At 37.9% G+C, this 24,868-nt stretch carries 20 protein-coding genes and 1 tRNA gene; 7 read left to right on the forward strand and 14 right to left on the reverse strand.

What is annotated here, in order from left to right; translation table 11 throughout:
• Positions 1-40: 40 nt before the first annotated feature.
• Both E0W68_RS01645 and E0W68_RS01650 read right to left on the reverse strand, forming a co-directional pair.
• Positions 41-1,150 carry an ABC transporter permease gene (locus tag E0W68_RS01645; protein WP_135217664.1) on the reverse strand — a complete coding sequence of 370 codons (1,110 nt, stop codon included), beginning with the start codon at positions 1,148-1,150 and terminating at the stop codon, positions 41-43.
• 4 nt (positions 1,151-1,154) lie between these two features.
• A complete protein-coding gene (locus tag E0W68_RS01650; protein WP_135217665.1) occupies positions 1,155-3,398 on the reverse strand; it encodes a carboxy terminal-processing peptidase in 2,244 nt (747 codons plus the stop codon).
• A 141-nt stretch (positions 3,399-3,539) separates the two neighbouring features.
• Here E0W68_RS01650 and surE point away from each other — a divergent pair, with 141 nt between their 5' ends.
• From surE to E0W68_RS01670, 4 genes are all read left to right on the forward strand, one after another.
• Complete coding sequence (surE, locus tag E0W68_RS01655; RefSeq protein ID WP_135217666.1) at positions 3,540-4,322, forward strand: 5'/3'-nucleotidase SurE; 783 nt, start codon at positions 3,540-3,542, stop codon at positions 4,320-4,322.
• 48 nt (positions 4,323-4,370) lie between these two features.
• Entirely contained in the window at positions 4,371-5,486 is a 1,116-nt protein-coding gene (lpxB, locus tag E0W68_RS01660) for a lipid-A-disaccharide synthase (protein WP_135217667.1), read from the forward strand.
• A gap of 63 nt (positions 5,487-5,549) precedes the next feature.
• Positions 5,550-6,272 (forward strand): C40 family peptidase, encoded by a 723-nt coding sequence (locus E0W68_RS13920; protein WP_225990310.1) that lies wholly within the window; start codon positions 5,550-5,552, stop codon positions 6,270-6,272.
• A gap of 42 nt (positions 6,273-6,314) precedes the next feature.
• A complete protein-coding gene (locus E0W68_RS01670) occupies positions 6,315-8,342 on the forward strand; it encodes a ComEC/Rec2 family competence protein (RefSeq protein WP_135217668.1) in 2,028 nt (675 codons plus the stop codon).
• Positions 8,343-8,352: 10 nt separating this feature from the next.
• Here E0W68_RS01670 and E0W68_RS01675 read toward each other — a convergent pair whose 3' ends face one another.
• The 4 genes from E0W68_RS01675 to E0W68_RS01690 are packed head-to-tail and all read right to left on the reverse strand — an operon-like array spanning position 8,353 to position 14,128.
• Positions 8,353-8,817, reverse strand: a complete 465-nt coding sequence (locus tag E0W68_RS01675; protein ID WP_135217669.1) for a thioredoxin family protein — start codon at positions 8,815-8,817, stop codon at positions 8,353-8,355.
• 47 nt (positions 8,818-8,864) lie between these two features.
• Positions 8,865-10,406 carry a peptide MFS transporter gene (locus E0W68_RS01680; protein WP_135217670.1) on the reverse strand — a complete coding sequence of 514 codons (1,542 nt, stop codon included), beginning with the start codon at positions 10,404-10,406 and terminating at the stop codon, positions 8,865-8,867.
• The gene (locus E0W68_RS01685) at positions 10,406-11,956 is read right to left on the reverse strand and encodes a peptide MFS transporter (RefSeq protein WP_135217671.1); all 1,551 of its coding nucleotides are present in this window, start codon (positions 11,954-11,956) and stop codon (positions 10,406-10,408) included. Before E0W68_RS01685 ends, E0W68_RS01680 begins: the two co-directional genes overlap by 1 nt.
• Positions 11,957-14,128: a S9 family peptidase gene (locus tag E0W68_RS01690; protein ID WP_135217672.1), complete on the reverse strand. Its 2,172-nt coding sequence runs from the start codon at positions 14,126-14,128 to the stop codon at positions 11,957-11,959. It lies immediately after the preceding gene.
• Between the two features lie 163 nt (positions 14,129-14,291).
• Between E0W68_RS01690 and E0W68_RS01695 the strand changes: the two genes are divergently transcribed.
• Entirely contained in the window at positions 14,292-15,617 is a 1,326-nt protein-coding gene (locus tag E0W68_RS01695; RefSeq protein WP_135217673.1) for a hydroxymethylglutaryl-CoA reductase, degradative, read from the forward strand.
• Positions 15,618-15,621: 4 nt separating this feature from the next.
• Positions 15,622-16,527 carry a GYDIA family GHMP kinase gene (locus tag E0W68_RS01700; RefSeq protein ID WP_135217674.1) on the forward strand — a complete coding sequence of 302 codons (906 nt, stop codon included), beginning with the start codon at positions 15,622-15,624 and terminating at the stop codon, positions 16,525-16,527.
• A gap of 55 nt (positions 16,528-16,582) precedes the next feature.
• On the opposite strand, the gene E0W68_RS01705 is transcribed toward E0W68_RS01700, so the two are convergent.
• From E0W68_RS01705 to E0W68_RS01735, 7 genes are all read right to left on the reverse strand, one after another.
• Entirely contained in the window at positions 16,583-18,688 is a 2,106-nt protein-coding gene (locus tag E0W68_RS01705; protein WP_135217675.1) for a peptidylprolyl isomerase, read from the reverse strand.
• A 90-nt stretch (positions 18,689-18,778) separates the two neighbouring features.
• Positions 18,779-20,044 (reverse strand): hemolysin family protein, encoded by a 1,266-nt coding sequence (locus tag E0W68_RS01710; protein ID WP_135217676.1) that lies wholly within the window; start codon positions 20,042-20,044, stop codon positions 18,779-18,781.
• A gap of 6 nt (positions 20,045-20,050) precedes the next feature.
• Positions 20,051-20,248: a hypothetical protein gene (locus E0W68_RS01715; protein ID WP_135217677.1), complete on the reverse strand. Its 198-nt coding sequence runs from the start codon at positions 20,246-20,248 to the stop codon at positions 20,051-20,053.
• 12 nt (positions 20,249-20,260) lie between these two features.
• Positions 20,261-20,815 (reverse strand): LPS export ABC transporter periplasmic protein LptC, encoded by a 555-nt coding sequence (gene lptC, locus E0W68_RS01720; protein ID WP_225990309.1) that lies wholly within the window; start codon positions 20,813-20,815, stop codon positions 20,261-20,263.
• A complete protein-coding gene (locus tag E0W68_RS01725; RefSeq protein WP_135217678.1) occupies positions 20,816-22,183 on the reverse strand; it encodes a tetratricopeptide repeat protein in 1,368 nt (455 codons plus the stop codon).
• A 16-nt stretch (positions 22,184-22,199) separates the two neighbouring features.
• On the reverse strand, positions 22,200-23,462 hold the full coding sequence (locus E0W68_RS01730) for an outer membrane beta-barrel protein (protein ID WP_135217679.1): 1,263 nt from the start codon (positions 23,460-23,462) through the stop codon (positions 22,200-22,202).
• A complete protein-coding gene (locus tag E0W68_RS01735) occupies positions 23,455-24,195 on the reverse strand; it encodes a type III pantothenate kinase (RefSeq protein ID WP_135217680.1) in 741 nt (246 codons plus the stop codon). Before E0W68_RS01735 ends, E0W68_RS01730 begins: the two co-directional genes overlap by 8 nt.
• 109 nt (positions 24,196-24,304) lie before the next feature.
• Between E0W68_RS01735 and E0W68_RS01740 the strand changes: the two genes are divergently transcribed.
• Positions 24,305-24,377, forward strand: a tRNA-Phe gene (locus E0W68_RS01740).
• A gap of 140 nt (positions 24,378-24,517) precedes the next feature.
• Here E0W68_RS01740 and E0W68_RS01745 read toward each other — a convergent pair.
• Positions 24,518-24,829: a hypothetical protein gene (locus tag E0W68_RS01745; protein ID WP_135217681.1), complete on the reverse strand. Its 312-nt coding sequence runs from the start codon at positions 24,827-24,829 to the stop codon at positions 24,518-24,520.
• Positions 24,830-24,868: the final 39 nt, after the last annotated feature.

Raw genomic sequence — 24,868 nt, forward strand, 5'->3', positions numbered from 1 at the left:
CCTCTCTTAATCTCTTAAAGAAGAGGGAAAGTTTAATTTACTACTCCGCCTTTACATCCAAAGCATCCCGCAGTGCATTACCTATCATCATAAAGGCGAGAACCAGTAACAGCATAGCAATACCGGGAGCCAGGGCAAGATAGGGCTTACCAAGAATAATGTAATTATAATGATCTTTTATCATGCCTCCCCAACTGGGTACGGGCGGTTGTGCGCCAAGCCCTAAAAAGCTAAGACCGCTTTCTACCAGTATTGCCGAGGCAAAATTGGCTGCCGATATTACAATAACAGGAGCTATACTATTAGGCAATATATGTTTAAAAATAATTCTGCTGTCGTGATACCCCAAGGCGCGGGCTGCTGTAACAAATTGCATTTGCTTGAGGCTCATTACCTGCCCCCGCACTACACGTGCCACTTCTACCCACATGGTAAGCCCTACGGCTACAAAAACCTGCCAAAAACCTTTGCCCAATGCCAGAGTAATAGCAATAACCAATAAAAGCGTAGGTATCGACCAAATGATATTGACAAGCCACATGACGAAAGCATCGACCTTGCCACCAAAATAGCCCGCAACAGCACCAAAGAATATGCCTACCACAAGGGATATGAATACGGCTACAAATCCTATGGCTATGGATACTCTAGACCCTATAAGGAGCCTGCTGAGCAAATCGCGCCCCTGGCTGTCAGTGCCTAAAATAAATTTTTGTTGCCGTATATAATTTTCTATGATGAAATTTGCATCAGTAGCTGTACCATATTCTGAAAGTGCTATCGTTTTTGTTACTGCCATCGAGGCATCTTCGGCATACTCCGTATAAGTGAGGCTATCGCTTTCTATTTTATAATCTGACACCGGTACTTTCGGCTTGGTATAGGTTTTTCCGGTAAAATAATCAGTCCAGTTTGTTTCAATAGGGGTATGAGAGGGCAGCGTTAGCATTGTAACTTCAAAACCCGGTGGTTTGGAATTTAAAGAAAGGTCGCCCCAGTTGGCATTTTTGGTTTTATCGGGGGCAAGTACATAGGCAAAGAGTGCTACAAACACGAGCAAAACGATAAACCAAAAACTTAAAACGCCCCAAAAATTCTTCCTGAATTTTTGGAGCGCTAAGTCTGTAAGCGATTGATTGGATTTATCCATTCAATTATCTTGTTTTAACTACTTTTTCTTTTTTAGTTACCACCACACCCTTGCCTGAAGATTTTGTTTGCATATCTTCCAGTACATTAAGTGCCTCTTCCACATAAATATCGTTAGAAAGGCTTTCATACCACCTTTCCTTTTTCTCTGCAAATGAGGGGTCTTTTTCAAATATTTTCTTGTCATGCGGAAGTGCCTCAAATTTAAGGTTGTTCTTATAATCATTAAGCACTTTAAACTTCTTGGTTATTTCCTCATTTTTGGCAAGTTCTGCCTTAAATTTATCAATATTAAGGTTGTAGGTATTATCGTCTTTTTGCTCATTAATCCATTTCGCATTTTCATCTACTAACTTGAATTGCGAATTATTAGCCATTCTTTTTTTACTGTTTTCTATTATCGAAGTAAAATTATTCTTAGCGGTATTATATTCCGCCGGAGCAATTTTATCCCAAGGCATAGCATTATCTATATCGCGTTCGCCCATATCAATATACGAGTACCTATCCGGCATTATAATATCGCTATATACGCCTTCGCGTTGTGTAGAGCCACCATCTATCCTGTAAAATTTCTGGGTAGTGGTTTTAAGCGCGCCAAGGTCGCCCATGGTGTTACTCTTTACAAACTGGTTAAGGTCTATAAGGTTTTGTACTGTACCTTTTCCGTAAGTATGGCGGCTACCCATTACAATACCTCTGTTATAATCTTGTATGGCTGCTGCAAATATTTCTGATGCCGAAGCCGAGAAATTATTTACCAATACTACAAGCGGTCCATCCCATTGTACTTTAGGGTTATTATCGCTAAGTACTTCTACTTTACCGCTTGGCTTTCCGTCGTCTGAACGGGAACGTACTTGTACCACAGGTCCTTTCTCTATAAACAGTCCTGTAATATCTACAACGGTTTTAAGCGAACCGCCACCGTTGTTCCTCAAGTCCATAATTATGCCTTCTACACCTTCCTCCTTCAGTCTTTGTACCTCAAGAGCTATATCTTTGGCAGCATCCCGGCTGTCTTTATTTTCAAAGTCAATGTAAAATTTAGGCAGATTGATAATTCCGTACAGCTTACCGTCCTTATTTACAATACTTGATTTGGCATAGGTTTCTTCTATCTCTACTACTTCGCGTATAATAGAAATTACATCGAGGGTACCATCTACTTTTTTAACGGTAAGGCGCACCTCTGTGCCTTTAGGTCCTTTTATTTTTTTAACTACATCGTCAAGGCGCATTCCTGCAATATCCACAGGCTCATCACTGCCCTGCCCTACTTTCATAATAATATCGCCTTGTTCAAGCTCTTTACCTCTCCATGCAGGTCCGCCGGGTATTAATTCTGATATTTCTACGTAATCGCTTTTCTTTTGCAGCCTTGCGCCAATACCTTCGAGAGAACCTCTCATGCTGGTATCAAATTTTTCTTTATCATCAGGTGCAAAATAAAAAGTATGCGGGTCAAAACGCTCGGCAATGGCATTAAGGTATATGGTAAACCACTCGTCACGCTCTAAGTCATCAATAAAATCAAAGTAATCGTCTAATGATTTCATTGTTGATTCTCTTGCTTCTTTTTCAAGTTCGGTAAATGTTTTCTTAGTACCGTCTTCTTTCTTATCGGAAACTTTTGCAGGGTCGGTTTTCTCACCAACTTTTAAATTTTCCTTATTCTTATCCGCAGGAGCATCTTGTAGTTTTTGCTTATCAGTAATAGTAGATAGTACTGATAACTTTAATTGCTTTTCCCAACGCGACTTTAACGCATCATTATTAGCCGAATAAGGCTGCTTTTCATAATCTACATTAAACTCTTCATCTATCTTATAGTCAAAAGGTTTTGCGAGTATCTCTTTATAAAATCCTTCTGCTTCACTTATTCTTTTTAACAGTCTTTCATGAGTAAAATCAAAAAAAGTAAGGTCTTTCTCCAATATCATATCGTCAATACGGGTCTCATATTTTGAAAATTCATCAATATCCGATTGTATGAAGAAGCGTTTTGAAGGGTCTATACTTTCAAGATAACTTTTGTAAACGCCTTTCGAGAACTCATCATCAATATCAGCAGGGTCATAATGTCCTTTTTCAATTACAAAGGTTATTAACTCTACTAATAATCTATCTTTTTCCGGGTCAGATGTTTGTTGTTGCTTAGGTATAAAACTCCACAGTGCTACTGCCAGTACAGCAACAATCAACAATATTTTATAATTTCTTTTCATATAGCGTAAAATAGCATTCATTAGAGTAAATTTATATAAAAAACTATGCCAAAAATTCATTTACCAAAAAAATCAGTCAACATATAAAATAATGGCTACACCATAAATTTACGTATTTTAGCAAACGTAAAAGTACAACTCTTATTTTGAAATTGCTATACAATGAAAAAAAAACCACTTATACTGGTTACTAACGATGATGGCATATCAGCACCCGGTATCAGGGCGCTTATAGCTGTAATGAAACAAATAGGCGAGGTAGTTGTGGTGGCTCCTGATAGCCCGCAATCGGCAACGGGGCATTCTATAACTATTAATAATACGCTGTTTATAAACAAAGTAGATATAGATGCGGATGTTGAGGAAGAGTATAGCTGCTCGGGAACTCCGGTAGATAGCGTAAAATTTGCAGTACATGAAATACTGAAGCGTAAGCCTGACTTGTGTGTATCGGGTATTAATCATGGTTCTAACTCATCTATAAATGTCATCTATTCGGGTACTATGAGTGCTGCGGTAGAGGCAGGTATGGAGGGTATTCCTGCCATTGGCTTTTCATTATCAGATTATAACTGGAATGCTGATTTTGAGCCTGCAAAAAAATTTGTAAAAAAGATAGCACTGGAAGTACTTAAAAACGGACTGCCCGAAGGGGTAATACTTAATGTGAACTTCCCGAAGCTTAAAGAAAATGAGATTAAGGGAATAAAAGTGTGCCGACAGGCTAAAGCAATATGGGAGGAAAAATTTGACAAGCGCACAAACCCACAAGGCAGGGACTACTACTGGCTTACAGGCGAATTTATAAATATGGATAAGGGCGAGGATACTGATGAGTGGGCACTGGCACATGGTTATGTAGCTATTGTACCTGTACAATTTGACCTGACAGCTTATCATGCCATACAGCAATTGAATAATTGGAAACTAAACGAAATTTCCTAACACGTGTTCTGTCATACTATTAAATATTTTGAAGTATAAATTAAACCCATGAAATATTACATTATTGCGGGCGAGGCATCGGGCGACCTGCACGGGGCAAACCTGATGAAGGAATTATATAGGCAGGATACCCAAGCCGAAATACGCTTTTGGGGGGGCGACCTCATGCAACAAACAGGCGGCACGCTGGTAAAGCACTATCGTGACCTTGCTTTTATGGGGTTTACCGAAGTGCTGCAAAACCTGAAAACGATACTGAATAATATAAAAACATGTAAAGAGGATATTACTGCTTTTAAACCCGATGTAATAGTTTTTATAGATTATCCCGGTTTTAATATGCGCATTGCCCAATGGGCGCGTAAAGAAGGTTATAAAACGCACTACTACATATCGCCGCAAATATGGGCTTGGAAAGAAAACCGCATAAAAGCCATAAAACGGGATATAGACCAAATGTATATTATACTTCCGTTTGAGAAAGATTTTTATGAAGTAAAACATCAATATCCTGTGGAGTTTGTAGGGCATCCGCTTATTGATGCGATACAAAACAGACCTGTTACAGATAAAGAGGCTTTCCGAAAAGAGAATAATCTTGACCATAAACCCGTAATAGCCCTTTTGCCGGGCAGCCGTAAACAGGAAATAGCCAAAATGCTGTCGGTAATGCTATCCGTAGTAGATGATTTTCCCGATTACCAGTTTGTAATTGCGGGAGCACCCAGCCAGGAATTTTCTTTTTACAAACAGTTTTTAAATAAAAAAAGTGTTCACTTTGTAAGCAATAAAACCTACGATTTGCTGAGTATTGCCCATGCTGCTTTGGTAACATCGGGCACGGCAACGCTGGAAACAGCTCTGTTTAAAGTACCCGAAGTAGTATGCTATAAAGGCAGTTGGATATCCTACCAAATAGCAAGGCGCATTATTACCCTGAAATATATATCGCTTGTAAACCTCATTATGGATAAAGAGGTGGTAAAAGAATTGATACAAGGCGACTTTAATAAAAAGAATATTAAAAAGGAGCTGCAAAAAATACTTAGTCCTGCCCATCGTGAAAAGTTATTGGAAGAATATAATGTTCTTGAAGAAAAACTGGGCGGAGCAGGTGCAAGCGAAAGTACAGCCCGATATATCATCAAACATTTAAAGCCGTAATAACATTCCGCTTAAAAAATTTCTATATTTGCAAATATTGATGTCGAACTGAAAAGTCTTGTTTTGAAAAAACTTCTTCCCATATATATTTTGTTGCTCCTGGTTTCGTGGAAATCATCGGCACAAATTATTACTTCTAAAAAAGAAGCTCTGAAAAAGGGGGTTTATTCTTATGCGGAAAAAGAAAACGACTCAGAAACGGCAATGGTTGAAGTTACTGAAGCACCCGTTAGCCTACCATCGGAAAAGATAACGGTGAATAGCAACGAAACTATTGAAGATAAAGAAGGAAGGAAGACTGAAAAAGCAGAAGAAAAAGAAAGAAAAAGACTTCGAAAATTAATAGAAAGCCAAAGACCCGACCCTGATTTTATTCCTGCTCCTGATGAGAGTTATTTTGCACAACAGGTAGTAAACAATGCGATGCAGTTTGAAGGAATTACTTACAGAACGGGCGGCACTACCAAAGAGGGTATGGATTGCAGCGGTATGGTATATACTACCTTTAATATTTTTGACATCTCGCTCCCACGAAGTTCGCACGAAATGGCTAAAGCGGGCAGAAAAATAAAACTGACAGAAGTGAGAAAAGGCGACTTGCTTTTCTTTGACAATAATCCGCGCAGAAATAGAATAAACCATGTAGGGCTGGTAACCGAAGTAACCGAAGACGGTGAAATAAAGTTTATCCATGCCACGCTGCAGCTTGGCGTTGTGGTTTCGTCATTAAAAGAGCCTTATTATGAAAACAGCTTTATTCAGGCTAACAGGGTTATAGAAGATTAATTGCACAGGATGAATAATTAACTTTCAATATCATAATTGCTCATGAAGGTATTGAAATATCCTGTTATTCCCATTACGTTACTGCTCGCCACAGGAATAGCCGTAAGTGCTTATACCAATCCTCACCTAGTCTATTTATACATTTGTACAGCGGTAGCTTTTATTGGTTTTATCATAACCTATTGGTTTTCGTTCAAAACATTGCTGCCAAAACCTTATTTTACGATAAGCACAGGTATTCTGACTTTTTTTATCGGCATGCTGGTTTTTTCATTTCATTATCCTCCAAATCATGCTACGCACTATACCCACCTAATTACTACCGAAGATACACCTCTGATGATTAAAGGGTATATATCCGAAAGGATTAAACCTAACGATTTTAATGAAAAGTATTATTTTAAAATACAATCGGTAAACAAGCAACACGCTACAGGCAAATTATTAGTAACCGTACCAATAGATGATGATGGTTCTCTGCTAAGGGCAGGCGACGTCATGGTTATATATGCCATGCCACAACCCATTACTAAAATAGGGAATCCGCATCAGTTTGATTATGCTGCCTATATGGAAAAACAAAATGTTTTTCATCAGATAAAACTAAAGGATAATTATATAGCAGCAGGGCAGATAAAAAACTTCGATTACTATACCGAAAGTTTCCGTAATACACTCATCAACAGTTTTGATCAGCATGGCTATAGTCCGGAAGTAATGAATGTTATAAAAGCATTACTGTTAGGGCAAAGGCAGGACATGGATAAAGATATTAACCAAGATTATATTGATGCCGGTGTTATCCATATACTTGCCATATCAGGACTTCATATAGGGATATTGTTTTATGTGCTCAATTTACTACTCAAACCTTTAAACCATTTTAGTAAAAACGGAAAGCTATTTCAGTTACTCATCATACTTGCTTTTCTATGGAGTTTCGCAATTATTGCGGGGCTTTCTGCATCAATAGTACGTGCTGTGGTTATGTTCAGTTTTGTGAGCATCGGTTTGTATTTTAACCGCAATGCCAATACATTCAACTCCATTGCGGTATCTATGCTGGCACTACTTTTGGTAAAACCTGCTTTTTTGTTTGATGTTGGTTTTCAGCTTAGCTATGCCGCTGTTTTTGCTATTGTATGGATGCAACCATTGTACCGAAAAATAAAAGTATCTAAATATAAAGCTGTTAATTATTTTGCAGATATAGTAGTTATTTCGTTAGTGGCACAAATGGGTGTACTCCCACTTAGTTTGTATTACTTTAATCAGTTCCCTATGCTTTTTCCTGTGGCAAATATTGTGGCGATACCGCTTGTTACTCTTGCCCTCATTATCGGCATTACAGTACTCGCATTCAACTTTATCTATACTGATTTGGCATTGCTTATAGGGAAAGTGTTAGGCTTACTCATTGAGTTTATGAATGATTTTATCAATTGGATAGCCTCTTTTAAAAACTTTGTAATAAAAGATATTCCCTTTACCCTGTTGCTCATGCTGTCGCTCTATACTATCATTGCGTTTGGAGTATTGTGGAGCTTTAATAAACAATATAAACGCCTCATAGCTTTACTTTGTGCAGTATTGAGCTTTCAGCTTATTTATACTACCACAAAATGGCAAGCCGATAACAGCGAAGCGTTTGTAATATTCAATAACTATAATCATAGCCTTACAGCACATAAACAACATAACGCCATAACTTTTTATACGAATGACAGCCTTGCTCAGGAAAACCGTAATATAAAAGCCTTTGCCAAAGGCTGTTTTACCGACAGCATAGCTATACTGCCTTTACAAAATACCATTTGGTTTAAACAAAATAAAATACTGGTAATTGATAGCGTAGCTGCATACAACAACACCATACAACCTGATGTTTTAATACTTACACACTCTGCTAAAGTAAACCTGGAGCGATTACTGGACAGCCTTAGCCCAAAAGTAATAATTGCAGATGCCACCAACTATAAAAGCTATGTTGCCCGATGGGAAGCAACCTGCCGTAAAAAGAAAATCCCTTTTCATGCTACTGCCGAAAAGGGATCTTATATAATTGAGTGATATTATTCTTTTATGATTTTGCTTTAAGCGCTTCCATAAGCTGATCAGGAGTAAGATAACCAACTATCGGTTCTTTTACATTCCCTTTGCTGTCAAAAATCATCATCGAAGGATAGGCACGCACTTTAAGGAATAAGGTAAATTCATGTACTGAGTTTCTTCCTTTCCTTCCTTCCACATGATTAGGGTTTGAATATTTTTTCCCTTTATAATTAACTTCGCTGCTGCCTTCTGCATTAAATTTTACAGCATAATAATTCGTGTTGATGTAATCAGCCACTGCTTTATCATGAAAAGTGTTTTTATCAAGCATTTTGCATGGTCCGCACCAGTCGGTATAAACATCCATAAAAATAGGCTTCGCATTTTTCTTTTGAGCAGCAAGTGCCTCATCAAGCGACATCCATTTTATTTCCTGTGCCTGTGTTGCCATAGCTCCTAAGGCAACAAACAAGGTTAAAAGTAATTTTTTCATATTTATAGGTTTTAATAGTATATGATTTTCAAAAACAGTGCCGAATATTATCGCACCCCGTGCATCAATTTTTTGATTAACGGATTAAGTAACGAAATTATAATTCCTAACCCTATTGGTACGATTGTAAATATAAGGAAAAATGTACTCAATGAGTATTCCTCACTAATTTTCTCAATCATACCTCCCATTGAACCGGCTATTTTATTACCCATCGCAATAAATAAGTAATAAACCCCGAACATCATCCCTATCCATGCGGCAGGTACAAGTTTTGATACATATGATAATCCTACAGGAGAAAGGCAAAGTTCGCCAAGCGTATGGAACAAGTATGCAAAAATTAGCCATACCATACTAACCCTTACAATATCTGTCGCACCGGGCTCTATAGATATAGCTCCGTAAGCTAAAAATCCAAAACCAACTCCTAATAGTATTAAGCCGAGTCCAAATTTAATAGCTCCTGGCAAATTGTATTTACTCTCCCACCATTTAGAGAATAAAGGTGCAAAAGTAATAATGAATAACGAGTTAAGGATTCCGAACCAAGTCGCAGGAACTTCTGCTTTAGAATCTGCAAATTCTCTGTTCACTTTCCAGAGAACGATGCACCAAATAATTATAAAACTAATTGAAAGTATAATATTACCTAGGGCATACTTTTTAAATGTTTTAGAGAATAATTTTATCAATACATAAGTAATAATTGCTAGAGGAACGATTGTTAAAATAGCGTCAATTATTTTAAAAGTCATCCCTGCATTACCCTCCAGTACCCTTTGTGTATACTTATCAGCAAAAATAGTCATAGACCCTCCTGCCTGCTCAAAAGCAGCCCAAAAGAATACGGTAAATACTGAAAATATAAAAACTACTATTAATCTATCGAAAACTATATTGCTCGGAGTATCATCCTTTTTAGTTTCTTTTTTTAACTCCCTGGTCTTTTTTGCAGAAAGCCCTACATCACCGAAAATATTCTGGGTAAAGTAAAACTGAAGCATTCCAAAAAACATGAATATACCTGCAAGGCCAAAGCCCAAGCTCCAACTAACTTTTTCACCTATGTAACCACAAAGCATAATTCCTAAAAAAGCTCCGGCATTTACTCCCATATAAAATAGCGAGTATGCACCATCTTTTTTCTCCGGATGATCTTTATACAGATTACTAATCATAGATGTCATGTTAGGCTTAAACAAACCATTACCCACAATAAGGCAACCGAGTCCAATATATAAAAACAACTCTGTTTCAACCGCCATCGATGCGTGTCCAAGAGTCATTATAAATGCTCCAATAATAACTGCCCATCTATATCCAAGAAGTCTATCCGCTATAAGTCCTCCCAGCACAGGCGTAAGGTAAACACCCATAGTATAAGTCCCATATAATCCTAAGGCTCTCTCTGTTGTCCATTCCCACCCGCCTTTTTCATAAGTAGAGATTAGAAAAATAACCAAAAGGGCACGCATTCCGTAATACGAAAAACGTTCCCACATTTCTGTAAAGAACAAAACAAATAATCCTGCCGGATGTCCTAAAACATTAGATTTAAAGAAGTCGTTTGATGTAGTTTTTTCCATTAGTATGTAGTAGTTTCAATTGTGTTTTCTGTAATTTGTGTTTCGTTATCCTCAACGCCGTGAGTAAGTCTTTTTAATGGTTTAAGTAATGCTATAACCAAAAACCCAAAAGCAATAGTGAAGATAAAAATACCTGCAAAAATAGTTAATTCTCCAAATTTCGAAGCATTCTCTCCTAAAATTCCCGCTACTTTATTACCTAATCCTGTAGAGGCAAAGTAAACACCCATCATCAATGAGGCATATTTTACCGGTGCTAATTTGGTAATAAAGGATAACGAAACAGGCGAAGAGCATAATTCTCCGATAGTATGGAACAAATAAGCTAATATCAGCCAGTACATTGCAGACTCTCCATTTTCCTGATATTGTAATGAGGCGAATACCATAAATACAAAACCTGTACCCATGATAATAGTACCGGTTGCCATTTTAAACAGTGAAGAGGCTTCTTTATTTTTAAGTTTACGATTTGCCCAAAAGTTTGCCACACCTACGGCAAATAATATTATAAAGCCTGCGTTAAAACCCTGAAATACAGCAGCAGGTATGGTATAACCTAAAAAGTCACGATTGGTTTTCTGTTCCGTATATAAGCTCATCAATCCGCCGGCTTGTTCAAAAGCACCCCAAAATACTATTACAAGACCAAAAGAAAGTAACAGTACCAAGAAACGGTCTTTCATCACCTGTGTTTCCAGATCTTTATATATCATCATCATCAACCCGACTACCAAAGAGATAAAAACAAACAATGCTCCGTACCCCCAACTATCATTCCCTTCAAAAGTAAAACCGGCATATACTGAGAGTAATAGTAATACTACTACTATAATTAGCTGTGTAGGAGATTTTAGTAACTTAAGAAATATAGTGAAAATAGATACACTGTCTTTTTCGGTTGCCTCAAGGGGTGCGTTACCCACATGCACTAAATATTTTTGTCCCCACAGGTAAACCACTAATCCCAGCAGCATACAAATACCTGCCAAACCAAATCCATAATGCCAGCCATATACCGCAGCTACAATACCTACGGAAGAGGTTGCCAATAATGAACCTAAATTAATACCTATATAAAAGATACTAAATCCTTTATCTCGCCTTATATCATTTTCTTTATACAATCCTCCTACCATAGTAGAGATATTCGGTTTCAGCATACCGACCCCCAATACAATAAGTCCTAAACCGGTAAAGAAAGCCCATTCCTGATCTACAGCAAGCACTCCATGTCCGAAAACAAGTATAATTGCCCCAACCAGCACCGACTTTTTTTGTCCTAAATAACGGTCGGCTACTATACCACCGGGTATCGACATTACATATACCAACATGGTGTACCAGCCGTATAAAGCCAACGATTCTGAATTAGACCAGCCTAACCCGGGGTTAGCGTCCATTGCAGACCGAGCCATATACAGCGTTAACAGAGCGCGCATTCCGTAATAAGAAAAACGCTCCCACATTTCGGTTAAAAACAGTATGTAAAGCCCTACCGGATGCCCAAAAAGTTCTTTTTCGTGCGGTTGTTTTGTAATTGCAGACATTTATAGTTTTTCTTTAATAAAATTAGTCATTTTGGTATAGAGTTGCAGTCGTGTGGCACCACCATATATACCGTGATTTTTGTCGGGGTAAATAGCCCAGTCAAATTGTTTGTTTGCCTGCACTAATGCTTCTACCATAAGCATGGTGTTTTGCAGGTGTACATTGTCATCGGCAGAGCCGTGTACCAACAGGTATGAGCCTTTTAATTTCTTTACATGATTTATTGGAGAGTTTTCATCATACCCCGATGCGTTTTCCTGTGGTGTTTGCATGTAACGCTCGGTATATACCGAGTCATAAAAACGCCAGTTGGTTACAGGTGCAACGGCAATAGCCATTTTAAACACATCGTTACCTTTCAAAATACAGTTAGACGACATAAAACCGCCATAACTCCAACCGAAGATTCCGATACGTGAAGCATCTACATAGGCATACTGCCCTATCTCTTTGGCAGCGTCTATCTGGTCTTCCACTTCATATTTACCCAACTCTTTATAGGTTACTTTTTTAAACTCGGCACCTTTAAAACCTGTTCCGCGACCATCTACACAGGCTACTATGTAGCCTTGTTGTGCCAACATCATAAACCAGTAGTCGTCATAGCCGTTCCAGTCGTTATTTACCTGTTGCGAACCCGGTCCGCTGTATTGGTACATAAATACAGGATACTTCTTATTCGGGTCAAAATCGGTTGGTTTTATCATCCAGGCATTCAGCTTATGCCCTTTTGGAGTAGTAATTTCCATAAATTCTTTAACAGGCAGGCTGAATGTTTTTAATCCGTCAGCCAGTGCCTTGTTATCCAGTATTTCTTTTACCTGCTTACCATCTTTTGTTTTATGCAAACTATAAGTAGGCGGCGTGGTACTATTAGAAAATGAATTAATGAAGTAATCAAATTTAGGGCTGAAGGTTGCCTCGTTTGTACCCGTTTGCGGAGTAAGGCGTGTTTTGTTTTTACCGTTGATACCGATGCGATATACATCGCGGTTAATAGAACCGTTTTCTACCGACTGATAAAAAATAGTTCCTGTTTTATCATCAAAGCCATAGTAATCCGTTACCTCCCAGTTACCTTTGGTAATTTGGTTTATCAGCTTACCCTTACTGTCATAATGGTAAATATGGTTGTAACCGTCTTTTTCGCTCGTCCAGATAAAACTGTTATCCTTAAGAAAAGTAAGATTATCCGTAATATCTATATAAGCTTTGTCTTTTTCGTTAAGTACACCTTTTGCATTTCCGCTATCGGCATCTACAAAAACAAGGTTAAGTTCATTTTGATGTCTGTTTATTAGCTGCACACTCAAAGTTTGCGCTTCGTTAGTCCATTTTATACGCGGAATGTAATAAGCATTAAAATCATTAAGATTTACTTTTTTAGTCGTATTTGCTTTTACATCATATACATGCAATGACACCTTCGAGTTGTTTTCTCCGGCTTTCGGGTATTTAAATGTATAAGGTGCCGGGTATAAGCCTTGATTGTAGTACTCCATCGTAAATTCAGGCACTTCGGTTTCATCAAATCGGATGAAAGCTATTTTATCGCCTGCCGCGTTCCAGTCATAAGCACGCACAAAGGCAAATTCCTCCTCATATACCCAATCAGTAATACCATTTATTATGGCGTTCTTTTTACCATCTTTAGTAATTTGGGTTACGGCTTTGGTTGCTACATCATACACATACAGGTTGTTTTGGTAACCATAGGCTATTTTAGAATTGTCTGCCGAAAAAGTAGGTTCTTGTATTTTACTATCGCCAACCTTTACCAGCGTTTTGGCAGCAATATCATACACAAAATAATCAGCAACAAACGAATGTCTGAATATCTGCTCAGAATTTGTGGCTATCAATATTTTTTGCTCATCAGGGCTAAAAGTATAACTGTCTATACCCTTCAATTCCGTATGATTTTTAGAGTCTATAAGGGTACTTACCTTCTCCAGCGTGGCAAAATCATATAAGTCAATTTGTGCAACACCCGTATTCCAATTAATATTCAATACAGTATATTGGTTGCTGTTTTTCATGGCATTCAGTTCATCCATGTGGTTTGTACGGAAAGCCCCTCCCCATATCTGTTCGAGGGTTATTTTTTGTTGCGCCGTTACAGGCAACGTTGCCAGTAAAAAGAAAAAAAGTACTTTTTGAATGTTATTCATTTTGCAGATGGTAAAAAACTCCCAATTTTAGTGAAAATTTATGAATTATTGGTTGTTTTTTTTGTTAAATACAATTTTGATGTTAAATCGCTATTGTAATATTTTAGCAAATGCAACTGCTATACTGTATCTTTGCAGCTATTACTATTTTAAGCAACTGAAAATGAGTAAAGCAATAGCGGGGTTCTCTAAACTGACGAAAAATGAAAAAATAGCATGGATTGCTAAAGAATACTTTTCTAACCCCGACGAAGCAACAGCTTTGATACAAAAATATTGGAATACTGACAGGGAACTCCAAAAACTGCATGACGAATTTATCGAAAACACCATTACCAACTTCTATTTACCGCTGGGTATAGCGCCAAATTTTAATATAAACGGTAAGGATTATACCATACCGATGGCTATAGAAGAAAGCTCGGTAGTGGCAGCAGCATCCAAATCAGCAAAGTTTTGGGCAACGCGCGGAGGTTTTAAAGCAACCGTTTTAAATACTGAGAAAATCGGACAGGTACACTTTATGTTTAAAGGTGATTCTGAAAAATTACAAACATTTTTCAACACTATAAAACCCAAACTATTTTCAGAAACCGAAAGTATAACGGTAAATATGCAGAAACGCGGTGGCGGTATTTTGGATATTGAGCTACGTGACAGGACTGACCTGCTACCCAATTATTACCAACTACATGCTACGTTTGAAACAGTTGATAGTATGGGGGCAAACTTTATAAACTCTTGCCTCGAACAATTTGCCAAAATACTAAGAAGCGAAGCTCAAGGATATATAAACTTTACCGAGAAGGAACAAAACCTACAGGTGGTAATGAGCATACTCTCGAATTATGTACCCAACTGCGTGGTGCGTGCCGAAGTATCCTGCCCGGTAGCCGACCTTAATGAAGATGCAACCATAAGCCCTGAAGAATTTGCTGAAAAATTTATCACAGCAGTACAAATAGCCGAAGTAGAGCCTTTTCGCGCCGTAACCCACAACAAAGGTATTATGAACGGTATTGATGCTGTTGTACTTGCCACGGGCAACGATTTCCGCGCCGTAGAAGCAGGCATACACGCCTATGCTTCTAAAAACGGGAAATATAGTAGCCTGTCGCACGCTACGGTTGAAAACGGGATTTTCAGGTTTTGGATAGATGTACCCCTTGCATTGGGCACTGTAGGCGGGCTTACATCGTTACATCCGTTGGTTAAACTGGCGCTGGAGATGCTTGGCAAGCCTTCTGCGAGAGAATTAATGCAAATAGTAGCCGTAGCCGGATTAGCGCAAAACTTTGCAGCCCTGCGCTCGCTAACCACAACCGGCATACAGCAGGGACACATGAAAATGCACCTGATGAATATTTTGAACCAACTGGAGGCTACCGAAACGGAAAAGCAAAAGGCTATAAAACATTTTGAAAAAAATACAGTGAGCCACTCCGCTGCGGGGGAGTTTATACGAGAATTGCGGAATGTAAATGTTTAGTATCTTGAAAAAGACTTTTTACAGTAACGGAAAATTATTGCTTACAGGGGAATATGCTGTTTTGGACGGGGCTAAAGCTTTAGCCCTGCCTACAAAATTCGGGCAGTCGCTGCACACTGAATTTTCAGGAAATGACAGGCTTTACTGGAAAAGTTTCGATGCCGATGGCAGTATTTGGTATGAGGATACCGTTCTTATAAACGAAATAAAAAATAACAGCTACAAAGGCGAAAACTTTATTACAAAACAGTTAACTGAAATATTGTATAGTGCCCACAATACCAATCCTAAAATATTAAATACAGGCTATAATGTTATAACTGAGCTTACATTTCCGCGCAAGTGGGGGTTGGGTACATCCTCTACATTAATAAATAACATCGCCCAATGGTTTGGCATTGATGCCTACCAATTATTATGGAAAAGTTTTGGGGGTAGTGGCTATGATATTGCCTGTGCACAAAATGATTCAGCTATACTATATCGTATAGAAAATGAATTACCTGTTGTAATTCCTGTGAATTTTAAACCTGAATATGCAGATAAACTTTACTTTGTGTACCTCAACCAAAAGCAGGACAGCCGTAAGGCAATAGTAACTTATCGTGAAAAGAAAGGTGATATTGCCGATGCTATTGGCAAAATAACCGTTATAACCGATGAAATATATCAGGCTAAAACCATTAATGATTTTTCTGTGCTACTGGAAGAACACGAAGCTGTAATGACCGAAATTTTGGGCATCCCTACAATAAAAAAATTGCTTTTCCCTGACTTTAAAGGCACACTTAAAAGCCTTGGGGCATGGGGCGGCGATTTTATTTTGGCTGTAGCCGAAGATAATCCTGCTGATTACTTTAAGAAAAAAGGATATGACACTGTTATTCCTTATAATGAAATGATACTATAAAACAAAAAATCCCGCCATGGCGGGATTTTTTATATACTGTCAGTACCTGAATTCATTAGTTAAACTCAGCTCTGTTATCTTCAATATCAGCTTTTTCTTTTAGTGCTGTAGTAAGTCGTGACTGTACTCCTGCTCTGCTTTGCGATTCTGTTCTGCTCATTATGGCATTATAGTTTGGCAGCTCAGCAGCTTTATTGATAGTTTTGGTTTTTACCATAAACACACCCATTTTACCCTCTATAAGTCCTGAAGTTTTATTATTGCCAAGAGCAAATGCTTTACCCACTACAGTAGGCTCAGAGCCTACACCTGTAATAAGCGGAGCAGCAAGCGAAACATCATTAGCCGTTGCAATACTGGAACCAACAGACTGTGCAACGCTTTCCAGCGTGTCACCTTTCATTTTCTCTTTTATCAGTACTGCTTTTTTCTCATTCATTAGTATTGCCGTTACAGTAGGCTTAGCTTCCTCTACAGGTTGTAATCCTTTTTCATTTCTGTTTTTAAGCTTTGCAACAACATGCCCTTGTGATACATCAAATTTCTTAACATCACCTTCTTTTGTATCGCTGTCAAATGCCCAACGAACAATTTCTCTCTGCGCTCCTAAACCTTGAATGTTTTCGTCATTAGCTCCCAGTTTGTTTGCCGGTTTAATTTCAGCACCTATTGCTTTAGCAAGGTCTTCAAATGGTTTTTCTTTTGCATCCATCTCCAGCTTAGTAGCTTTTGTAAACATGTCATCACTTGTTTTTTCAGAGGGTTGTATCTTTTTGGCAACTGTGGCAAGTTGTACAGCATCATATTTATCTAATACTTTTATAACGTGGTAACCAAATTCGGTTTCAACTACGCCTGTACTGCCTATACTGTTACCAAATAGAAACTTATCAAACTCAGGAACCATTTGCCCTTTAGATACATCATCATATATACCTCCGTTATTTTTAGATCCCGGATCATCACTGTTTTCTTTAGCTAAATCAGCAAAAGAACCCGGATTAGCTTTTACTTTGCCCAAAAGCTCATCAGCTTTGGCTTTGGCTTCTTCCTTCGTTCTTTTTATTTCTCCCGGAGATCTGCTGCCTTCATAAGCAATAAGTATATGGCTTACTTTTGCAGTACCTCCCGGTTTTCTATCGGTCATTTTACTAAGTTTGTAATACTCTCCGTCTTTATACGGACCGAAAACTTCTCCTTTTTGCAGGTTGAATAACTGCTCTGAATAGTCTGTAGGAAGATTCTTTTTAGCTACATAGGTAGTGTCATACGGAATATCAGAATTACTGTTTACATACTCCTGAATTTTAGCAATATCGCCTTTAAAACCGGGAATAGTATCGTTTGTTTTAGTCTGCTCGTTATATATTACTTTTGGTAAAAGCAGTGCGTTTATTTCTTCTCTTACATCAGCTTCGTCTTTTGCAGATGCGCTGTTTTCTATTAAAACATACTCAACATTAACAGTAGCTTCAGCTTTATATTTTTTTTCATTCTTCTTCATATAGGCTATAATTTCTTCATCCGAAACTTTTACCTCTTCATCATTAATGGTAGTATAAGGCACATATACATAATCAAAAGATGCTTTATCGTTCTCAAGACTGTATTTGGCTTTACCATCAAGTTTTGTAGTAACAAAACCTGCCTTTATCATGTTAATGTATAATTGCTTTTTGGCAGCATTTTCTGCCATTGGCGTACCTTTTTCAATGTTTGACCATCTTACAGGGTCGGTAACTTTTATATTTACCAGGTATTCATTGAATTTTGCTTTATCAAATTGACCAACAGCATTCTGGAACTGAGGGTTATTGGCAACAGAAGGGTCTTGAGACCACAGACTGTAAATGTGCTCACGACCTACACGTAAGCCTGCCGCTTCATAACGTGCCTCATAAAGTATGTTTTCTACTTCCTGATTCCAAACCATATTAGCAGCTTGTGTAGGGCTTATGCCTTGCTGCCTGCTTTGTGCATCACCTACTTTTTGCAAAAACTCCTGTACAGGAATATCTTTACCGTCAACGCTTCCTATATTTTTGGTAGTACCGAAACCTCCGTTACCTATCAAATCGGTGACGATGAAAGCAAGTAATGAAAAACCAATAACAAGTATAAGAAGTAGCGAACGCTGTCTAATTTTTGATAAAACTGCCATTTTATTGTTTATTAAATTTTATTTCAGTGGGCGAAAATACAATTATCTCTTTAATAATAAAAGTAGTGTACTTATATTTTCTAAACTTTTTTATTTCTCCTGCAATGGCTTCAATTTAATCAGTTCAATTTTTGTATGAGAAGCTGCTTCTATCACAATCTCAAAACTGTCTAACTTTATTTTTTCGCCCGTTTTAGGAATTTCTTTAGTATTATGCACTACAAAGCCTCCGAGTGTGGCATAAGAGTCGCCCTCAGGGAGTTCCAACCCATAGGTTTCGTTTATATATTCAACGTCAAGCCTTGCCGAAAACAGATATGCTCCGTTATCAAGTTTTTTTTCTATCAGTTCTTCCTCCGCATCGTGCTCGTCTTCTATTTCGCCAAAAAGCTGTTCTATTATATCCTCTACGGTTATAATACCCGAAGTACCGCCATACTCATCGAGCACTACAGCCATGCTTCGGTGCTTTCGGGTGAGTATATTAAGCAATTCTTTTATATAAATTGTTTCGGGTACATACTCAATAGGTATCATTACCTCTTTAATTGTTTTGGGTTTTTTAAACAACTCAAAAGAATGGATGTAGCCGATAATATTATCCAGTGTATCTTGATATACAATTACTTTTGAGTAGCCTGTTTCTACAAAAATTTCGCGCAATTCTTCTACCGTATCATTAAGCTCAACAGCCGAAATTTCGGTTCGGGGCGTCATTACCACGCGGGCTTTAAGGTCAGAAAACTCTAAAGCATTCTGAAACATTTGTATTTCGGAGTCCATCTCTTCCTGACTGTTCACTCCGTGCATTTGTTCGGTTATATAGTTACCAAGCTCTCCCCGTGTAAAATATGCCTGTTTGGTATCGCCTTTAGTGCGAAGGATTTTTAATAAAATAAAGTCGGAAATTTTTATAACAAAAAGTGATACCCAGTGAAAAAGAAAGCAAAAGACATAAGCAGGAAGCGCAAAAAACTTGATGAGTGTATTAGCATATATCTGAAAAAAAACTTTGGGTAAAAATTCAGCCGTCAGGAGTATAACAAACAGCGAAACTACTATTTGCAGCAATATGTTATAAAACACGTGTATGTGCCAGCCTGTAGCAGCAATCCAGCGCATTACTACATTGCCCATATTGTAGCCGTATATAACAAGTACTATACTGTTGCCTACCAGCATAGAGGTGATAAACTGTACAGGGTTTTCGGTAAGCTTGGTGAGTATTCTGGACATAAGGGTAGTTTGTTTTCGCTCTACCCCAAGATAAACTTTGTTGGAAGACACATAGGCTATCTCCATTCCCGAAAAAAATGCCGACAGGAAAAGACAGCTTATGATTACAATAACTTCCATAGTGTTTTAGTTTTCTTCTCTTTCCCTTCTGTCGCCAAATTTCTTTGCGTTACGCATCCTGAAGAAAAATAAAAATATTGATACAGCAGCAAAGAAAAACATTATAAAACTGTCTTCTCCCCTGTTTAGTGCCATAATGCCTTCATAAGTAAAAAAAGCGGCTACAGCCAGATATATATATGCTGTTATTTTAAGATAACCCATGATAAGTAATTTCTATTCCACATTATTAATTTCACCTGTATTACGCTGCATGTTAAAAACTTTAAAATCTTTACTAAAGTCTATGCCGGGTCCTTCCAGGTAACTTTCCTTCCCATCGGTAAATTTAAAGTTTTTTTCGGTATAAAACCATTCATTTTTTTGATCGTAGTATAACTGTGGGGCTTGAAGCTCTTTACCATCATAGGATGTTATCTTTACGTTGCCCTGCAAATCTATAATTTTAGTATCGTCATAACTTATGGCATAATCAGAAACTACATAGCTGCTCTTGCCTGCCTCATCAATAAGTGTAAGGTGTATTCCTTTCGGAAACTCGTTAAACTTGTATTTCATATTAGAATAATCGAGCATAAGCGGACTTACCAATATGGCTTTTACTTTACCGGAATCGGTATATTTCAAATTAATATTTTCAGATCGAGCGGCAGGCGCAAAAGATACTGTGTTTATACGCTGTACATCTTTTAAATTACTTTCGCAGCTTGAAAGGAAGCCCGAAAGGGTAATTATAACTAATGCCGCACCGCTCACAAATTGTTTCATCATTTACAATTTAGGGAGTTTAAGCGTTTCGTTTATCCAGCAGCCATAAACCACCTCATCGCCTTTACGGTAACCTGCATCCTTAGCTTCACTTTTAGTAGGCAAGCCTTTACTGTAACGCTCTGTTAAGGCAGCAACGGTAGGTTTATATTTAGGTTCGGCAACTTCTGCTTTTTTAACGGTTTCTATAGACAGAAAAAGTAATGCTTTGCGCTGAAAGTCGTTAAGACCGCACTCTCCCGTAACCGATGAATATAACTCGGCAAGCATAAGGTAGGGTTTTCCGAATTCAGGGTTAGCCTGTGTGGCTTTCAAGGCATACTCTTTGGTTGTAGCTTTATCTATATTTCTATATACAGAGGCTATTTCATAATATAAATTTGCTTTTTCCCTATTATCGGTTTCCATTGTTGCTGCCTTATCAAAATAGGCAATTGCTTCTTTTACATTCCCTCTACTCAACTCTATTTTGCCAAGCCTGTAGGTAGATTGTGTTGTAGGGTGTATTTTGTGCGCAGCGGCAGCTATAGTATAAAGCACATCACTGCTGTAGCATTTATTATTATACATTACATCGGCTACTGCTCCAAGCCATTCTGCATCTTCTTTATGGTCGTTGTAAACCTTACCATAGTATTCCGTGAGTATCTCGCACGAAAAATGCTTAGATGCCATGATATTTATATTATCTGCTACGGCATCCAAGGCATCTATAGCCGGTTCGGCATCGGCAAGAGCCTGTTTTTCTTCGTCAGTAAGTAACCCGGTTTCCTGTTTTTCCAGCAGAGCAGTTTTGTCGGCAGCAAATTTATTTTGTGCATAAGCCACTTGCGCTGCTATGGATGCGTATTTTTCTACAAACTCTTTTTGGGATATCCCTTTGTCTTCAGCTTCGTACTGCTCTAAGTATAGGGTAAAGTAAACCTGCAATGCATCATAATCGGTAAACTTTTTTTTGTGGGTTTTAAAAAAAGTATCCAGCATTTTATATACTTCGGCATCATCAGCCATTTCGTACTTTTTAAGCATCAGTGCTTTTCTTACTGTGCTGCCGTTACCGGGAAAGTTTTTTTCGTAATCGGCATAAAGCTCAAGGAGCACATCAATATTAGCCTGTTTGTCTTCGGGGTTGCGGGAAGCCTCTATTTTATAGTTATAAATTGCTTCGGCATAAGTATATAGTTTGGCATCATATTTCGGGCAGTCTTTTTTCAACACTTCCAAGAGGCTTTCGGCGTCGGCATAGTTGCGGGCTTTTACCTTCTCTTCATATATTTTAAATTGCTTTTCGCATTTATCTGTTTGGGCTACAGCAGTAACTGCAAACATATTTATGAGCATTGTTATTAAAAAGACAAGTTCCTTTTTCATAATCCAAAAATTTTAATTAGTCATACTTCCGCTTCACAAACCATCTGTCGTTTAGAGAAAGGCTGACATAGAAATTTACATAATTTTCCTGTATAAGGTTAGCATTCGTAGTACCCCTTTGCCCCCATTCAACACCTATATTCAGGCTGGATGCAGAGTAGTTTAACGGTAAACCCATACCCAATGAAAGACCATAATCGTTAATAGACTCATCATTAATTACAAGTCCTGTTTTTTCATACCTAAGTCCTGCTCTGTATGTTATTCTGCTGAAATAGCTGTTAAAAGAACGGTACTTTGGGGTATAATACCCACCTAAAGATATTTTATGAGCTGTTTCAAAACCGGCAGCCGTTATATCGTCAAAGCGGTTACCCAGTTCGTTACTTTCCTGAAATGTATATTCTAACCCTGCAAACCATTTGGTTTTTATGCCCAAGCCCGAACCTATTGTAAACTTGGAAGGAAGCTTTACATCGTTAGAAGAAACCAAAACATCTATTTCATCAACAATAAGCTCGTTTAGCCCGTTGCTAAAGGTAATGGTAGCTAACTGCCTCTCTGTTTCGCTGGACAATGTTGCCGAAGGCGCATAGGTAGCACTAGTGTACCAGTCATATTTTTCATTCAGTTTGGTTTGATATATCGCACCTATATTAAACGAAAAGCCTCTATAATCCGATTTATTTATTTCGCGTGTAGGGTACTGTATCGGTACACTTGGCAATGCAATTATCGATTTTGTTTCTATAGTACCAAAGTTGTACTGAATATCTGCCCCCAAACTCAGCTTTGGAGTAACTTTATAGGATGCTCCCGCAAAAACCCGGTTAAGCCCGCCTTCTCCGCTAAACTGAGTATATCGTTCAATATCATTATCTGTAACAGTATTCTCTACCCTGTATCCAACAGCCGAATAGGGCATTAACCCTACCGCAACACCAATTTTTTGGGAAACAGGAACTCCTATTGCAAGAAAATCAAGCGTGGTTCTGCTGGCATCACTCTCTTCTGAGTCTGTTTTTAAAGTTGTAGATGATGTACCGCCACCTATTGTAAAGGTAGTAAGAATAAGCGAACTGTATGAGGCCGGGTTTTGAAGATTAACATGCACACTATCAGGAATTATTCCTAAACCGCCCATAGACCGGTTCTCTGTAGTACCTTTAAACTTTACATCACCAATACCATAGTATGAATAGGGAGAGGAGTTATTTTGCTGCGAAAAAACCACTGCAGTACATAGTAGGCAGATGCTTACAATAAATCTTTTAATCATTTTCGATTTTTATAGTATATAAATATAATTTATTCAGACTTTCCAGCAGGAAATTTGAATTGGCAAATATGGTGTTTTTTAATCTTTTAGCCAAAAAATCAGTATCGCCCCCTGTCAATATTATCGACACGTTGCCATACTGCTCGATATACCGGCTGATAAACCCCTCAATTTCATAAAGTAAGCCGTTTACTGTTCCTGAATGCATAGCCTGTTTTGTGGTATTACCAATATAATCCGAAGGCATTTCCGGGTATAACAACGGAAGTTTTGCGGTAAAATTATGCATTGCCTCATACCTTAACCGCAGTCCGGGCGATATTGCCCCGCCAAGGTAGTGGTTATTGCTGTCAGTAAAATCATAAGTAACGCACGTTCCCGCATCAATAACGAGCCTGTTTGTATCAGGATATAACAGTACAGCTCCCGCCGAAAGCACCATTCTGTCTATACCCAGCGTTTCGGGGGTAGCATAACGGTTAACAAAAGGGAAATGCGAGGTGTGATTTATGAGGGTTAAACGGGTATGGTTTTTTAAAAGCGATAATAAACCGGCATCTTCTTTTGCTACTGATGATAGTATTGTTTGAGAAATACCGCTATGGGTTTCAAAAAGCTTTTTTATATTTTTTTCGGCATCGCTCCTGTCAAAAGTAAACCTGTCAATAAGGGCATGTTCCTCAAAAACAGCAGCTTTAATTTTTGTATTGCCAATATCTATAGCTAAAAGCATTTTCCCAGTATTAGTTGGGCAAAGATACAAATTGATTTTTTTTATATTTTGTTTTGGATAATATAAAAATGGTTCTATATTTGCACCCGCAATAACAGCAATACCAAACGGTACCTTAGCTCAGTTGGTAGAGCAATGGACTGAAAATCCATGTGTCCCTGGTTCGATTCCTGGAGGTACCACAAAAAACAAAATAAACCCTTGAATATCAAACGATTTTCAAGGGTTTTGTTTTGCATCACAAAAAACAACTTCTTGTAATTTGCACCTGCAAAATTTAATCTGTACAATTTACTGATTCAGATTTTTTTGAGTGCTGCATTTAACTAATTATATCTTTTGAGCTTTCCATAAAGTGTAAAACTTCTATTAAGGGTGCTGACTCCAACCCGCCGGCATCACGTTTTTCCTGAAAGGAAACAAATGAGCTTACACTTAACACTGCTTTTTGGATTTTTTCATCATTAAAATGTGACAAGTGTATAAATGTTTTCCTGTTTGAACTTCGATAAACATTATATTGGAAAAGAGAGGCATCTATACGCTTAAAATCGTTCATAAATGCTCTGATATTCTCTTGATTTTGAGATATAAAATCATCTGGCATGGTGTAGGTTACTTTATAAACTATCATAATTTTAAATTTTTTATTATACTGTATCTAAAACAATAA

The sequence above is a fragment of the Flavobacterium salilacus subsp. salilacus genome (assembly GCF_004634195.1).
GTDB classification, from domain to species: Bacteria; Bacteroidota; Bacteroidia; order Flavobacteriales; family Flavobacteriaceae; genus Flavobacterium; species Flavobacterium salilacus.